Source organism: Solirubrobacter pauli (genome assembly GCF_003633755.1).
Classification (GTDB): Bacteria; Actinomycetota; Thermoleophilia; order Solirubrobacterales; family Solirubrobacteraceae; genus Solirubrobacter; species Solirubrobacter pauli.
In genome coordinates, this window is the sequence record NZ_RBIL01000001.1 from 2,368,409 (window position 1) to 2,383,398 (window position 14,990).

Consider the following 14,990-nt stretch of genomic DNA (forward strand, 5'->3'; position numbering starts at 1 on the left):
TTCAGTGCGCCTCGGTTTCGCGGTAAAGGTCCTCGGTGAAGGCGGACTGCCCAGCAGCGATGCACGCCGCTGGCAGTCCGGCCCTCACCTGCGGCAGTCCCTGGAGTACCTGACCGCGGTCCTGGAGTACCTGGGCCGCCACGAGATCCGGATGTACCGGATGACCTCGGACCTGGCGCCCTACGCGACGCACCCGGACCTGCCGCAGTTCCACACCCAGGTCGAGGAGTGCGCCGAAGCGCTCGCGCGGGTGGGCGCGCTCGCGCGGGAGCTGGACATCCGGCTCTCCAGCCACCCCGGCCAGTACATCGTCCTCAACTCGGAGAACGAGAAGGTCGTGGCCGGGGCCGTCCGCGACCTCGAGGTCCAGGCCGCGCTGCTGGACGCGATGGGCTGCGGGCCGGAGGCGGTCGTCGTGCTGCACGTCGGCAGTGCGCAGGGCGACGGGCTCGGGCGCTTCGAGGCCGGGTTCGAGCGCCTGTCGCAGCGTGCGCAGGCGCGCCTGGTGATCGAGAACGACGACCGCACGTTCGGCCTCAACGACGTGCTCGAGCTGCACCGGCGCACGGGCGCGCGCGTCGTCTGGGACATCCTGCACCACCACTGCAACGACCCCGACGGCATCCCGGACCGCGAGGCGCTGGAGCTCGCGCTCGCCACCTGGCCGGACGACGTCGTGCCCAAGATCCACTACTCCACGCCCAAGACGGCGATGGAGGAGCGCAAGAAGAAGGTCGGGCGCAAGACCGTGACCGAGTGGGTGCTGCCGCAGCTGCGCGCCCACGCGGACATGATCGACCCGATCGCGTTCGCCCAGTTCCTGCGCGAGACCGCGGCGGGGCTGGAGTTCGACGTGATGCTGGAGGCCAAGGGCAAGGACCTCGCCCTTTTACGTCTTCGTGAGCAAGTCGAGCGGGAGATGGCCAAGCCGCAGCGAACTTAACGCGAGCCCGTGCCCGGATCGGCCACAATACGTCCCAGTTCATGAGCACGCTCGTGGGCATGCAGCTCAGCGGCCGGTACCGGCTCGACGCCCAGATCGGCGCGGGAGGGATGTCGACGGTCTATCGGGCCTTCGACCAGAACCTGGAGCGTCGCGTCGCGATCAAGCTCCTGCACCGGGAAATGCAGGGTGACTCCGACCAGCTCGAGCGCTTCCGGCGCGAGGCGCGCGCGGTCGCGCAGCTCTCGCACCCGCACGTCGTCGGCGTGATCGACACGGGCGAGGACGACAACCGCCCGTACATCGTCTTCGAGTACGTCGAGGGCGAGACGCTCAAGGACCGCATCCGCCGCCTCGGCCGGCTGCCCGTCGACGAGTCGTTGGCGTACGCGATCGAGATCGCCCGCGCGCTCGGCTCGGCGCACGCGCACGACATCGTGCACCGCGACGTCAAGCCCCAGAACGTGCTGCTCGACCCCGAGGGCTCGGCGAAGGTCACCGACTTCGGGATCGCGCGCTCGCTGCGCGACGACGGGCTCACCGCCGACGGCCGCGTGCTCGGCACGACGGACTACGTCTCGCCCGAGCAGGCGCTCGGCCACGACGTCGACGGCCAGTCCGACATCTACTCGCTCGGCGTCGTGCTGTTCGAGATGCTCACGGGCGACGTCCCGTTCCACGGCGAGAACCAGATCGCGGTGGCGATGAAGCACGTCCGCGAGGACCTGCCGGACATCCAGGTGCTGCGCCCCGATGTCTCCGCGACCACCGCCGCGGTGCTGGACCGGATGACGGACAAGGACCTCTCGCACCGCTACCCCGACGTGCCGGCGCTGATCGCCGACCTCGAGGACGCGCTGGCGATCGAGGCGGCCCGGTCGGGCACGTCGACCGGGGAGGCGACCGCGGTCATCCGCACGCTGCCGGCGCGGACGCAGCGGCGCCTGCCGTTCCGCATGCGCCACTCGATCCCGCTGCTCGCCGTGCTGGCGCTGGTGGGCGTGGCCGTGACCATCATCGTGATCGTCGCCGGCGACGTCCCCGAGCGCGTGGTCGACCGTGGCACCGGCGCGGGCCGCGTCGAGTCGACCCCGCAGGGCACGCGGACCGTGTCGGTCCCGCGCGGCTCCGCGCAGGACTACGACCCGCTCGGTGACGAGGAGGAGCACGGCGAGGAGGCCAACCGCGTCGTGGACCGCGACGACGGCACGAGCTGGACGACCGAGACGTACGAGGCCGGCATCGAGGGCGCGGGCAAGGAGGGCGTCGGCATCTACGTCGACGCCCGGCCCGAGGTCGAGGCGGTCCAGATCCAGGTCAAGACGCCCAAGCCCGGCTTCAAGGCGACGATCTACGCGGCCCCGGCCGGCCCGGTGCCCAAGTCCGTGCCGGAGGGCTGGACCAAGGTCGGCGGCGGCACGGTCAAGGACAAGGACCAGCGCTTCAAGCTCGACACCGGCGGCGAGTCGTTCCGCTACTACCTGGTCTGGATCACGGACCTCGGTGACGCGGACAGCGCCGCGATCTCCGAGATCCGCCTGTTCCAAGAAGTCCCGCGTCGCTAGAAGGCGACCGAGCGCTCGGCGTTGAAGCGCTCGACGGCGAGCGCGACGAGCCGGTCGCACAGCTGCGGGAGCGGCAGCCCCGAGTGCTCCCAGAGCTTCGGGTAGACGCTCGTGCGCGTGAAGCCGGGAAGCGTGTTGAGCTCGTTGACGAGCACGCGGTGGCCGTCCTCGACGAAGAAGTCCACGCGGGCGAGCCCGGAGCAGCCGACGCGCACGAACGTGTCGACCGCGAGCCGGCGCACGTCCTCGATCACGCGGTCGTCGAGGCGGGCGGGAACCACGAGCTCCATGCCGCCGTCGGTGTACTTAGCCTCGTAGTCGTACCAGTCGGCGCCGCCCGTCAGGACGATCTCGCCGGGCACGGACGCCTCGACCGCCGTGCCGAAGCCGAGCACGGAGCACTCGACCTCCAGCCCGGGCGAGAAGCCCTCGACGATCACGAGGCTGTCGTGGGCGAACGCGCCGTCCAGCGCCGGGCCGAGCTCCGCCTCCGAGGACGCCTTGGCGATGCCGACCGAGGAACCCAGCCGCGCGGGCTTGACGAACACCGGGGTGCCGAGCACGGCCAGCTCGCGCAGGACCGCCTCGGGCTCGGTGCGCCAGCGCGCCAGGTGCACGCCCGCGTACGGCACCTGCGGCACGTCCGCGGCGGCGAGCACCTCCTTGAAGACGATCTTGTCCATGCACAGCGAGGACGCGAGGACGCCCGCGCCGACGTAGGGCACGTCGAGGAGCTCCAGCAGGCCCTGGAGGGTCCCGTCCTCGCCGAACGGGCCATGGAGGACCGGGAAGACGACGTCGGCGCCGAGCAGGCCGCCGCCGGGCGTCAGCGCCAGCACCTCGTCGCCGTGGCGCCAGGTGCCGTCGCGCTCGATCAGGACGTCGACGACCTCATGCCCCGCTTCGGCGACGCCCTCGCGGACGGCGGCGGCGGAGTTCAGGGAGACGTCGTGCTCGGAGGAGCGACCGCCGGCTAAGACCGCGACCTTCACGGCGTCGGGGTGGCGGTTGGAGTGGCATTGGGGTCAGGCACGACGGCAATGGTGACCGTGCCACCGGTCGAACGCCGGGTGCCGGCCGCCGGCGACTGCCCGATGACGCGGCCGACGAGGGCCGGATCGCCCTGCCGCTCGACGGTCTTGACCTTGTAGCCCGCGTCCTCGAGCGCCTGCGTGGCCTCTTCGGCGGTCGGGTTGTCCGTGGTCACGTCCGGGATCTGCGGGCGTTCCTTGGCGACGACCAGCGCGACGGTCGAGCCGGGCGCGACGGTGGTCCCGTTCGCCGGGTTCTGCTCGAGCACCGTGCCGGGCGGCTCGGAGCTCTCGCGCTCGGTCACGTCGGCGCTCAACCCGGCGCTCTGCAGGGCCTGCTCCGCACCCTCGCGCGTGTTGCCGACGAGCCCCGGCACCGTCACGCCCTCGCGGCCGCGGCTGACGGTCAGCGTGATCGTCCGGCCCTTGGAGACGCTCCGGCCCTGCTCGGGCGAGGAGCTGATGACGTCGCCCTCGGGCACGGAGTCCGAGTACGCGCGCTCGACCTTGGGCTTGAACCCCGCGGCCTCGAGCGCCTGCTCGGCCTCCTCCTGCGAGGTCCCCACGACCGCGGGCACGGTCACCTGCTCGCGCCCGGCCGACACACGGATCTCGACGGCCGCGCCCTCGCGTACCTCCGAGCCGGCCTCGGGGTTCTGCGAGATGACCTCGTCGCGCTTGACCTCGTCGCTGACGACGTTCTCGATGTCCGGCTCGAGGCCGCGGCGCTGCAGGATCGCGATCGCGTCGTCGGCGTTGCGGCCGACGAGGTTCGGGACGGTGACCTTCTCGCCGCCCGCGAAGAGGAAGAACGCGCCGACGGCCAACGCGGCGATCACCAGCAGCCCGAGCGCCCACAGCCACCAGCGCGACCGCTCGACCTCCTCCTCGACGTAGGGGTCAACGACGACCGGCGGCGGCTCGGCGACGATCCGCCGCGTGGGCGCGTGGCGGGCCTGCTCGAGCGCCGCGATGAACTCCTCGGCGCTCTGGAAGCGCAGGTTCGGGTCCTTCTCCAGCGCCCGCAGCACGACGGCCTCGAGCGCGGGCGGGATGCCCGGGCGCAGCTGGCCGGGCGGGACCGGGCGCTCGTTGACGTGCTTGAGCGCGATCGAGACCGGCGCCTCGCCGTCGAACGGCACGTGCCCGGTGAGCAGCTCGTAGAGCACGATCCCGGCCGAGTACAGGTCCGAGCGCCGGTCGACCGGGTGCCCGTTGGCCTGCTCGGGCGAGAGGTACTGGACCGTGCCGACGATCGCGCCCGTCTGCGTCATCTCGGAGTTGCCGGCGCGCGCGATCCCGAAGTCGGCGACCTTGGCCTCGCCCTCGGGGTCGAGGATGACGTTCTGGGGCTTGATGTCGCGGTGGACGATCCCGCGCCGGTGCGCGTAGGCGAGCGCCCGCAGGACCTGCTCGACGAGCCCGACCGCGATGTGCGGCGGCAGCGGGCCGCGCTCGGTCACGAGCTCCTTGAGCGTCTGCCCGTCGACCAGCTCCATCGCGATGTAGGGCGTGCCTTCCCACTCGGACCGGTCGAAGATGCCGACGATGTTCGGGTGCGTGAGCCCGGCCGCGGCCTGCGCCTCGCGGCGGAAGCGCTCGTGGAACTCCGGGTCCGTCGCATAGCGCCCGCCGAGCAGCTTGACCGCGACGCGGCGCCCGAGCACCTCGTCCTCGGCGCACCAGACCTCGGCCATGCCGCCGGCGCCCAGGCGCTTCATCGCCCGGTAGCGGCCGTCGATCATGGTGTCGCGGGCGATGATCATTGTCCGAGCGCCTGCAGCACTTGCTTGGCGATGGGCGCGGCGACGGTGCCGCCCTGGCCCTGCTCGCGCTCGATGATCACGGCCACGGCGACGTCCTTTGTGAAGCCGATGAACCAGAGGTCGTTGATGCCCTGGGCGATGTTGATCTCGGCCGTGCCGGTCTTGCCCGCGACCTCGACGCCCGAGAGCGCCGCCGCGGTGCCCGAGCCCTCGCGCACGACGGACTTCATCATCGTCCCGACCTTGGCCGCGGTGTCCTCGGACATCACGCGCTCGGCCTCCTCGGGCAGCGGCTCGTCCGTGGTGCGCCCGTCCGGATCGACGATCTTCTCGACGAGCCGCGGCTGCATCCGCACGCCCCCGTTGCCGATCGTCTGCGCGACCGTCGCCATCTGCAGCGGCGTGACCAGCAGCAGGCCCTGGCCGATCGCCGTGCGGCCCACGTCGACCCGGTCCGAGCTCATCGGGAGGATCTTGTTGGCCTTCACGTCACGTGGCCCGCTCGCCGTCATCTGGTCGTCGGGGTAGTCCATCGGCGGGTCCTCGCCAAAGCCGAACCGGTCCATGTACTCCTGCATGCGGTTGCGCCCCAGCTTCACGCCGACCTCGGCCCACACCGTGTTGACGGAGTTGGTGAGCGCCTCGGTGAGGGTGATGTCGCCATAGTCGCGCTGTCCGAAGTTGTTCAGCGGCGTACCCGAGATCACCTTCCCGTTCTTGCCGTCGACGCGCGAGTCGGGCTGGTAGCGACCGCTGTCGATGGCGGCGGTGGCGGTCACGGTCTTCATCGTCGATCCCGGCGGATACAGGCCCTGGGTGGCGCGGTTGAACACGCTCTTGGCGTCCTCGGGCTTGTCGGGGTCGAACGACGGCGTACCCGCCAGGACCTTGACCGAGCCGTCCTTGACGCCGAGCGCGACGACCGCGCCCTGGTGGCCCTGCAGCAGGTCGTAGGCCAGCTCCTGGGCACGCGGGACGAGCGTCGTCTGCAGGTCGTCGCCGACCTGCGTGTCCTTCGTCAGCGAGTCGATCAGGCTCGAGAGCTCCTGCTTGCGGCCGACGAGCGCGTCGTTGTAGTAGCGCTCCAGGCCCGCGCGGCCGATCCGGACGTTGTCGAAGCCGACCGGCAGCGCGAACAGCGAGCCGGTGGGGTAGCGCCGCCCGTACCGGCCGCCCGACAGGCGCGTGCTGCCCGCGAGCACCTCGCGGTTCGCCGCCCGGATCACGCCGCGTTTGATCCGCTGCTCCTCGATCCGCACGCGCGCGTTGTCGGGGTTCTCGCGCAGCCGCTGCGCGCCGAACACCGACCAGCGGGACGTGAACCCGATCAGCACCGCGAACAGGACCAGGAACACGACGTAGAGGCGGAAGATCGGGACGTTCACGAGGGTGTTCGGGCCCGGTTGGAGATCAGCAGCAGCAGCGCCAGCAGGATGAAGTTGGCGACGATCGACGAGCCGCCGTAGCTCACGAACGGCAGCGTGACGCCGGTCAGCGGGATCACGCGCGTGACGCCGCCGACGATCACGAACACCTGCAGCGCCATCACGGCGGTCAGGCCGGTCGCGAGCAGCTTGGAGAAGCTGTCGGTGGCCAGCGTCGCGATCTTGAAGCCGCGCTCGGCGATCAGCATGTACGTGGCGATCACGCCGAGCCCGCCGACGAGCCCGAGGTCGTTGACGATGACGGCGTAGATCATGTCCGTCTCCGGCGCCGGGATCAGCGGGCCGCCGTCCGGCACGCGCAGCACGGCAGCGCCGAGCCCTTGGCCGAACAGCCCGCCGTCCGCCATCGCGAACATGCCGTTGGCGATCTGGTAGCCGGTCGAGTCGTAGGTCTTGAACGGGTCCAGCCAGATGTCGACGCGGTCCTGCACGTGGCTGATCGTCGAGGCGAAGAAGTACGCGCCTGCGGCGAACATGCCGAGCCCGATGACGACGAAGCTGAGCCGGTTCGTCGCCACGTAGATCAGCGCCAGGAACGCGCCGAAGTACATCAGCGACGAGCCGAGGTCGCGGATGAACACGAGCATGAACATCGCCGCGCCCCAGACCACGAGCAACGGGCCGAGGTGCTTGAACGGCGGGATCGTGATGCCGAGGAAGCGCCGCGAGCCCTGCACGAGGACCTGGCGCGTGTCGCGCAGGTAGGCGGCGAGGAAGATGACGATGGCGATCTTGCCCAGCTCGGCGGGCTGGAAGGAGATCGGCCCGACGCCGACCCCCAGGTACGCGCCGTTGACCTGCTGGCCGATGCCCGGCACGCGGGGGAGCAGCAGCAGCGCGAGCCCGGCGAGCGCGATCGTGTAGCGGTAGCGCTCCAGCACGCGGAAGTCGCGCAGGAGGAAGATCGTCGCCACGAACGCGATCAGCCCGATCACGAACCACTGCGCCTGGTCGCGCGCCAGGTCCTCGTCGATCCGGTAGACGACCACGAGCCCGAAGCACGCGAGCACCGCCACCAGCGGGAACAGGTACGGGTCCGCGTGCGGCAGCGTGAAGCGGATCACGAGGTGCCCGGCGAAGCACAGGGCGAGGAAGATCCCGCCGTACGTCAGGGAGACGTCCGACAGCAGCTCGTTGCGTTGGATGAAGATCGCGGCGAACCCCGCCGTCACCAGGAGCGACGCCGGGATGAGCGCCAGCAACTCGCGGTTGCGGGCGCTCATGTCAGGAGATCTTGCCGTCTTCGAGGTCCTTGACGAGCGACTCGGCGTCGTCCTTGGAGCGCAGCTTGTGGTCCGTGAACGTCGTCCGGCGCGCCGTGGGCACGCTCTGGATCGTCACGCCCGAGTGACGGACCGGCTGATAGAGCTCGATGCCGAGCGGGAGGTCGTACGGCAACCCGTGGTAGAGCGTCACCTCTCCGCGGGTCTCGTCCACTCCGACGAAGTACACCTGCCGGGTGGCGAGCCAGAACGCGGCCAGCAGGCCGACGAGGCATCCCAGGACGATCAGCTTCCCGGGTGAGAAGAGCCGCAGGCGCCGTCTCTTGGACGCCGGCTCGCGGCGCGGAGGCGCGTGCGGGCGCTCTTCCTCCTCTTCATCGATCGGCTGCGCGCGCGGACGCACCGCGGAGAGCGCGACGGTGCCGGAGGCGCGGTAGGCGGCCTCGCGGGCGACGGCCTCGTCGCCGGTCCGCGTGTGCCCGGTCGGCCGGCTGACGCCCTGGCGCGGCTCGGAGACGGCCTCGCCGGTGAACGTCTGGTACTCGTTCGTCTCGCCGTCGTGCGGGATCTCGTAGGCCTCGGTCGGCTGGTCGAGCGTCGAGCCGCCCACGGCGACCTCTTCGATCCGGAAGAGGATGATCGTGATGTTGTCGCGGCCGCCGGCGTCGTTGGCGGCCGCGATCAGCGCGCGGCCGAGATCCGTGAGCGAGCGCTCCTGGTCGGCCAGCAGGGCCTTGAGCTCCGGCTCGCGGACCATCGCCGTCAGGCCGTCCGAGCAGACCATGAACAGGTCGCCGGCGCGCGCGGGCTCCTCGAAGACGTCGACCTGCACGCTGGGCTCCGGGCCGAGCGCGCGGGTGATCACGGATCGCTGCGGGTGCGTCTCCGCCTGCTCCTCCGTGAGCTTCTCGCGGTCGATCAGCTCCTGCACGAGCGAGTGGTCCTTCGTGATCCGGCGCAGCTCGCCGTCGCGCAGCAGGTAGCAGCGCGAGTCGCCGACGTGCGCGACCGTCACGGTGCTCTCGCCGACGTAGGCGGCGGTCACGGTCGTGCCCATGCCGTGGCGCCCGGACTGGGTCCGCGAGCGCTCGTGGATGGACCGGTTGGCCTCCTCGATGATCCGCCTGAGGCCTTCGCCGGGCGAGCCGCCGTCGGGCAGGCCGGGCGCGAACGACTCGACCGCCATCTCCGACGCGACCTCGCCGGCCTGGGCGCCGCCCATGCCGTCGGCGACGACGAACAACGGCGCACGCACGAAGTAGTTGTCTTCGTTGCCCGTGCGCTGCAGGCCGAGGTCCGACCCGTGCCAATGCTCAGCGATTCGCAGCATCACCGCTCGTAGGAGAACACGCTGTCGCCGATCCGGATCTTGTCCCCGGCGTGCAGGGGCTGAGGCCCGCGGAGCGGCTCCTCATTGAGATACGTGCCGTTCGTGGATCCGAGATCCTCCAAGACCATCACATCTCCCTGCGGGGTCAGCCGCGCGTGCTTTGAAGACGCGAATCCGTCCTCGAGCCGGATGTCCGCCTGGTCCCCACGACCGAGCAGCGCTCCCTCGCTGAGATCATAGGCGGAGCCGGGCGCCAGGCCCGCCGCGGTGTCGACCCGCAGCTTGGGCCGGCCGATGTCGCGGGCCATCGGCGTGGACGCGCTGTACATGCCGGTCGCGCCCTCGTCGTAGTCCGCGCTCGGACCGACGTACCCCGGCTCGGTGCCGCGCCGCAGGTCCTTCAGCGCCGAGCGGGCGACCCACAGCAGGAACAGGTACAGCACGGCGAGGAAGCCGAACTTGAGGGCGACGGAGATCGGCTCGAGCTCCATCGCTACTCCAGCTCGAAGGTGACGCGGGAGGTCCCGAGCTCGATCACGTCGCCGTGGCGGATCGACTGCGGGCCGTCGACGCGGCGGCCGTTGACCTTGATGCCGTTGGTCGAGCCCAGGTCGTTGACGATCCAGGATCCGCCGGACGGCCGCACCTCGGCGTGGCGGCGGGAGACGTTCGCGTCGTCGAGCACGACGTCGCAGTCGCGGCTGCGGCCGAGCACCGCGCCACGCGCCGACACCGTGACGCTGCCGCCGTGCTCGACGTGCAGGCGCGCCTCGCCCCGCTGCGGGTGCGGCTCGCGCAGCGGCTCCGACAGCCGGGCGGACGCCGAGTACACCTGCGTGTGGCCCTCGTCGCCCTGGCTGGGCGCGTCCTGCTCGCGGGCGGGCGGCTTGACGAGCCGCGCCTGGATGCCGAACTCGCCGAGCCGCAGCCGCTCGTCGGTGCGGAAGGTGATCTGCGGGCTCGTCATCAGCGCGATCCGCTCGCTGCGCGCGTGCTCGAGCAGGTAGCCGGCGAGCTCACTGGCCAGCTCCTCCTCGTAGCCCTCGAACTGCTGGCGGTCCTGCTTGGACAGCCATACCGCGTACTCGTTCGGCGCGTAGACGCGGGAGAGCGACTGCACCTTGTGCTCGTCCATCTCCTTCGTGAGCTTGCGCGCGATCTCCACAGGCCGCACCTCGGACTTGAAGGCACGGGAGAACGTGCCCTCGACGAGCCCGGCGAGCTTGGATTCGAGGTTGCGCAGTACGCTCATGCGCCGCTACGCGGGTCCGATGGCCATGATTGCCGGTGCACAGTATCCGCCTCGGCGTCACGGCTCCACCACCCCGGCCCCCCGAATGCGGGGGATCGCGACCGCCAGAGCCCCGGCGACGACGCTCGCGAGCACGGCGTTGCGTGGCTCTGGAGCGCCGATCGCGTCCGCTATGGCGAACGCCGACGCCCCCAGCGCGGCGGCCCAGGTGGATGCTCCGACGAGATCGAGCGTCAACCAGCGGCCGCGCACGATCCAGGGCAGGACGGCGGCGGCGACCGCGAACAGCGCCGCGTAGAGGAGCGCTCCGCTCTCGAGCAGCGGGCCGAGCACCCGGTCGGCCGCCTGCTCGACGGTCGCCGGGGTCCGCTCGGGCGGACCCGCGAGCAGGTCGCGCTCGACCAGCGGCGCCGCGAGCAGGGTCCACCAGGCGCCGAGCGCGCCGAGCGCCGCCCGGGCGAACCACGTGCGTGCGCGGCCGGCCAGGGCGGGATAGGCGAGCGCCAGCGTCGCGAGGCCCAGCAGCGGGGCGGCCGCGGGCAGCGTCCAGGTGGTGCCATGGCGGCGCAGCAGCGCGGGGACGGGCACGAGCGCGAGCCCGGCCAGCAGCGCCGCTCCCGGCCGTTCGACCGACAGCGTGGCGAGCGTGGCCGCGGCGACGACGAGCCAGCCCAGGCGCGGGAGCAAGGCGACCGCGGCGACCGCGGCCAACGCCGGGAGGACCGGCTGCTCCGCCCACGCCAGCGCGCCGGCGCACAGCCCGCCGGCGGCCGCGGCGGCGAGCCCGCGGGCCACACCGCGCGGGAGCTCGAGCGCCGTGTCGTCGTACGGCAGGGCGACGGTGCCGCCCTCGTCGGAGACGTCGTCGAGGGTGTCGGAGAGCGCGTCGGCCAGCTCGTCGAGCGTCCCGCGCTCGGCGGGCTTGGGACGCAGCGCGCGGTCGATCGCCGCGCACAGCTCGGGCGGCAGGTCCTTGCGGGCGCGCTTGAGCGGTGGCAGCACGCTGCCGAGGCGCTTCGCGGTCGCGGCGGGCGAGCCGGCGCGCACGGGGTTGACGCCCGCCAGCGCCTCGTAGAGGACGAGCGCGAGGCTGTAGAGGTCGCAGCGGTGGTCGATCCGCTTGCCCTCGGCCTGCTCGGGCGCCATGTAGGCGAGCGTGCCGACGACGTCGCCGGTGCGGGTCAGCGGCTCGTCGCCGGCGAGGTGCGCGACGCCGAAGTCGGCGAGCTTGGCGACGCCCGCGGCCGAGCGCGGCGCGTCGGGGATGAGCACGTTCTGCGGCTTGACGTCGCGGTGCACGACGCCGCGCTCGTGCGCATGGCTGAGCGCGCTGCACAGCGCGAGGCCGATCCGCAGCACGTCGCGGTCGCTGAGCAGCCCGTCGGCGCTGAGGTCGTCGACGGTCCGGCCGTAGACCAGCTCCGACACCAGGTAGCGGGCCTGCGAGTCCTGGCCGGCGTCGAAGATCGCGACGATACCCGGGTGGTCGAGCCGGCCGGCGGCCAGGGCCTCGCGCTGAGCGCGCGTGGGATCGCCGCCGCCGCCGGACGGGATCACCTTGACCGCCACGGCGCGCTGCAGCCGCTCGTCGGTGGCGGCGTAGACCGTGCCGAACCCACCCGCGCCGAGCCGCTGGCCGAGCCGGTATCGGTTCAGGACGAGGTCGGCCGACAGGGTCGCCGGGAGCTCATCCGTGATCTCCATTGCAGGCGATTTCGCCGCAAAGGCGTACTTCCCTCCGGTACCCCTGTCATCCTGGGACATCCAGCCGCCGCTGAGGAGACCCCTACTTTGTCCTTCTTCGACGAGGACGACGAGCCCACTCGCACCAGCTCGCGCACACGCACCCAGGCGCGTGTCCGCCCTCGCTCCGCCCGTCCCGCCGGCCACGGCGCAGCGCCCGATGCGCAGGCGCTGCTCGTCCGACGCATCGTGGCGGTCGTCGCGGGCGCGGTGCTGCTGTTCGTCCTGTTCTTCATCGTGCGGGCCTGCAACGACAGCCGGCACGACACCGCGCTCAAGGACTACAACCGCCAGGTCTCGAACCTCGCGACGGCGTCGCGGCAGACCGGCGACTCGCTGTTCAAGGCGCTCAGCGCCGCCGGCCAGGGCTCGGCGAACGACCTCTACCAGCAGATCATCGCGATGAAGAGCTCGGCCGACGGCACGCTCAAGCAGGCGCAGGAGCTGAGCGTCCCTGGGGACATGACGGACGCCCAGCAGTCGCTGCTGATCGCCCTCGAGCTGCGCCGCGACGGCCTCGCGGCGATCGCGGAGAAGATCCAGCCGGCGATGGGCGACGAAGGTGAGGTCGCCGACCGCGCGATCGAGGCGATCGCCGCGCAGAACCGCTCGTTCGACGCGTCGGACGTGCTCTACGACGCCCGCGTGAAGCCGTTCATCGACGACGCGCTCAAGCGCGCCGGCGTCGGTGGGCAGACGATCGAGTCCTCGCCGTTCATGCGCGAGATCTCGTGGGTCGCGCCGTCGTTCGTCGCCGCGCGCCTGGGCAAGTCGCTGTCCACCGGCGGCGAGGACGGCAACGGCAACACCACGAGCAACGACGAGCCGACCGGCCCCGGCCTGCACGGCTCCGGCCTCAACGGCACCTCCTACGGCGACGTGAACCTGCAGCCGGGCAACCCGAACCGGATGACGTACGCGGCCGGCCAGCCGTTCACGGTCTCGTTCACCAACCAGGGCGAGAACGAGGAGTTCAACGTCAAGGTCACGCTGAAGATCGCCCGCACGAGCGGTGGCGGCAAGACGATCACGTTGCAGCAGACCGTTCCGAAGATCACCCCGGGTGAGAAGGTCACGGTGTCTCTGCCGCTCAAGGAGGAGCCGGCGGCGGACACCGCGCTCACCATCTCGGTCAACGTCGCCAAGGTCCCCGGCGAGGAGAAGACCGACAACAACAAGGCGTCGTACCCCGCGATCTTCAGCCAGGGGTAGCCTCCGAGCCGTGTCGGAGTTCTCGGACGGGCCAGGCATCGTCGCGCTTGCCGCCGCGGGCGTGGCCCTGGTGGCGCTGGTCTGGCTGCTGGTGCTCAGCCTGCGCTTCCGGCGGCTGCGCGGGGCCCAGCGGCTGGTGCTGGGCGAGCACGGCCAGCAGGACCTCGTCGCCCACGCGAGCGAGCTGCAGGCCGCCTTCGCGGCGCTGCACGCCCGCGTGGACGAGGTCTCCGAGCACCTCGCCGAGCGGATGGCCGCGGCCGAGGACCGGCTGGACGGCGCGATCGCTTACCGCGCGCTCGTGCGCTATGACGCCTACAACGAGATGTCCGGCCACCAGTCCACGACGCTCGCGCTGCTCGACGCCGACCACAATGGCGTGGTGATGTCCTCGATCGTGCACCGCGACTCCGCGCGCCTGTACTGCAAGCAGGTCCACGGCGGCCGCGGGGAGCACCAGCTCTCACCCGAAGAGGAGGAGGCGGTGCGCCTCGCGCTCGCCGGCGAGGTCGGATCCGTGATGCTGGAGACACATTGAGAGTCGCGTATCTCGGCCCGCCCGGGACGAACAGCGACGAGGCACTACGCGCGGCGGCGCCCGACGCGGAGGGCGTTCCGCTGGCGACGCTGCGCGACGTCGTGCTCGCGGTGCAGGAGCGGCGGATCGAGCGGGCGCTGGTGCCGATCGAGAACGCGCTCGAGGGCGGGGTGGACCCGGTCCTGGACTGCCTCGCGCTCGAGGCGCACGACGTGTCGCTGGTCGGCGAGGTCGTGCACCCGGTGTCCTACTGCCTGGCCGCCGGCCGGCAGCTCGCGCTGGACGAGGTGACGATGGTGCTCTCGCACCCGCAGGCGCTGGGCCAGTGCCAGCACTGGATCGCCGCCCACCTTCCGCAGGCCTCGGTGGTGCCGACGGCATCGACGGCGGACGCGGTCCGCGAGGTCGCGGCCGACGCGACGGGCACGCGCGTGGCGATCGGGCCGCGGCTCGCGGCCCGGCACTATGGCGCGATCACGCTCGCCGAGGACCTCGAGGACGATGCGGGCAACGCCACCCGCTTCGGCTGGCTGGCGCCGACGGACGCCGCGCCCGATCCCCCCGCGGGCGGGCCGGCCAAGACGATGCTGGTGTTCTGGGGCGCCGGGTCGGCGTCCCCCGGCTGGCTCGTCTCGTGCCTCGCGGTGTTCGCGTTCGCCGGCGTGAACCTCGTCCGGATCGAGTCGCGGCCGTTGCGCCGGAAGATGGGCGAGTACATGTTCTTCCTCGACCTCGAGGGGTCCACCGGGAGTGCCTCCGTGGGATCCGCCGTCGCAGATCTCCATAAGCACGCCGAGGTGGTTCGAGTCCTCGGCTCCTTCGGCACCTGAGTAAGCGGTCCGAACGGACCGCTACACTCCCGAACCAGATGGCTACTGCCGTCCCCCCAGGCCCACTGGGGTCCGTGCCGCCTGATGACCACCAGCGGCACGGACCTGATAC

The 14,990-nt window shown here is 71.6% G+C and carries 13 protein-coding genes; 5 read left to right on the plus strand and 8 right to left on the minus strand.

Annotation, left to right across the window (positions count from 1 at the left end):
* Positions 1 to 4: 4 nt before the first annotated feature.
* Positions 5 to 943 (plus strand): UV DNA damage repair endonuclease UvsE, encoded by a 939-nt coding sequence (gene uvsE, locus C8N24_RS11230; protein ID WP_170179012.1) that lies wholly within the window; start codon positions 5 to 7, stop codon positions 941 to 943.
* A gap of 41 nt (positions 944 to 984) precedes the next feature.
* Positions 985 to 2,508 (plus strand): protein kinase domain-containing protein, encoded by a 1,524-nt coding sequence (locus tag C8N24_RS11235; RefSeq protein ID WP_121250117.1) that lies wholly within the window; start codon positions 985 to 987, stop codon positions 2,506 to 2,508.
* Here C8N24_RS11235 and C8N24_RS11240 read toward each other — a convergent pair.
* Genes C8N24_RS11240 through C8N24_RS33885 form a run of 8 tightly spaced genes read right to left on the minus strand, consistent with a single transcriptional unit; the run spans position 2,505 to position 12,259 of the window.
* A complete protein-coding gene (locus C8N24_RS11240; protein ID WP_121250118.1) occupies positions 2,505 to 3,500 on the minus strand; it encodes a D-alanine--D-alanine ligase family protein in 996 nt (331 codons plus the stop codon). The two genes, C8N24_RS11235 and C8N24_RS11240, sit on opposite strands and share 4 nt — an antisense overlap.
* Positions 3,497 to 5,305: a PASTA domain-containing protein gene (locus tag C8N24_RS11245; protein WP_121250119.1), complete on the minus strand. Its 1,809-nt coding sequence runs from the start codon at positions 5,303 to 5,305 to the stop codon at positions 3,497 to 3,499. The genes C8N24_RS11240 and C8N24_RS11245 overlap by 4 nt, the downstream gene beginning before the upstream one ends.
* A complete protein-coding gene (locus C8N24_RS11250; protein ID WP_121250120.1) occupies positions 5,302 to 6,690 on the minus strand; it encodes a peptidoglycan D,D-transpeptidase FtsI family protein in 1,389 nt (462 codons plus the stop codon). Before C8N24_RS11250 ends, C8N24_RS11245 begins: the two co-directional genes overlap by 4 nt.
* A complete protein-coding gene (locus C8N24_RS11255; RefSeq protein WP_121250121.1) occupies positions 6,687 to 7,973 on the minus strand; it encodes an FtsW/RodA/SpoVE family cell cycle protein in 1,287 nt (428 codons plus the stop codon). Before C8N24_RS11255 ends, C8N24_RS11250 begins: the two co-directional genes overlap by 4 nt.
* Before the next feature lies 1 nt (position 7,974).
* A complete protein-coding gene (locus C8N24_RS11260) occupies positions 7,975 to 9,303 on the minus strand; it encodes a Stp1/IreP family PP2C-type Ser/Thr phosphatase (RefSeq protein WP_121250122.1) in 1,329 nt (442 codons plus the stop codon).
* Positions 9,303 to 9,794, minus strand: a complete 492-nt coding sequence (locus C8N24_RS11265) for an FHA domain-containing protein (RefSeq protein ID WP_121250123.1) — start codon at positions 9,792 to 9,794, stop codon at positions 9,303 to 9,305. The genes C8N24_RS11260 and C8N24_RS11265 overlap by 1 nt, the downstream gene beginning before the upstream one ends.
* 2 nt (positions 9,795 to 9,796) lie before the next feature.
* Positions 9,797 to 10,555: an FHA domain-containing protein gene (locus C8N24_RS11270; RefSeq protein WP_121250124.1), complete on the minus strand. Its 759-nt coding sequence runs from the start codon at positions 10,553 to 10,555 to the stop codon at positions 9,797 to 9,799.
* Positions 10,556 to 10,612: 57 nt separating this feature from the next.
* Positions 10,613 to 12,259, minus strand: a complete 1,647-nt coding sequence (locus tag C8N24_RS33885) for a serine/threonine-protein kinase (protein ID WP_170179013.1) — start codon at positions 12,257 to 12,259, stop codon at positions 10,613 to 10,615.
* 87 nt (positions 12,260 to 12,346) lie between these two features.
* Here C8N24_RS33885 and C8N24_RS33890 point away from each other — a divergent pair, with 87 nt between their 5' ends.
* Genes C8N24_RS33890 through pheA form a run of 3 tightly spaced genes read left to right on the plus strand, consistent with a single transcriptional unit; the run spans position 12,347 to position 14,878 of the window.
* A complete protein-coding gene (locus C8N24_RS33890; protein WP_170179014.1) occupies positions 12,347 to 13,510 on the plus strand; it encodes a cupredoxin domain-containing protein in 1,164 nt (387 codons plus the stop codon).
* Positions 13,511 to 13,520: 10 nt separating this feature from the next.
* Positions 13,521 to 14,048, plus strand: coding sequence for a DUF4446 family protein (locus tag C8N24_RS11280; protein ID WP_170179015.1), 528 nt, complete (start codon positions 13,521 to 13,523; stop codon positions 14,046 to 14,048).
* The gene (gene pheA, locus C8N24_RS11285) at positions 14,045 to 14,878 is read left to right on the plus strand and encodes a prephenate dehydratase (RefSeq protein WP_170179016.1); all 834 of its coding nucleotides are present in this window, start codon (positions 14,045 to 14,047) and stop codon (positions 14,876 to 14,878) included. The genes C8N24_RS11280 and pheA overlap by 4 nt, the downstream gene beginning before the upstream one ends.
* The last annotated feature ends 112 nt before the right edge of the window (positions 14,879 to 14,990 follow it).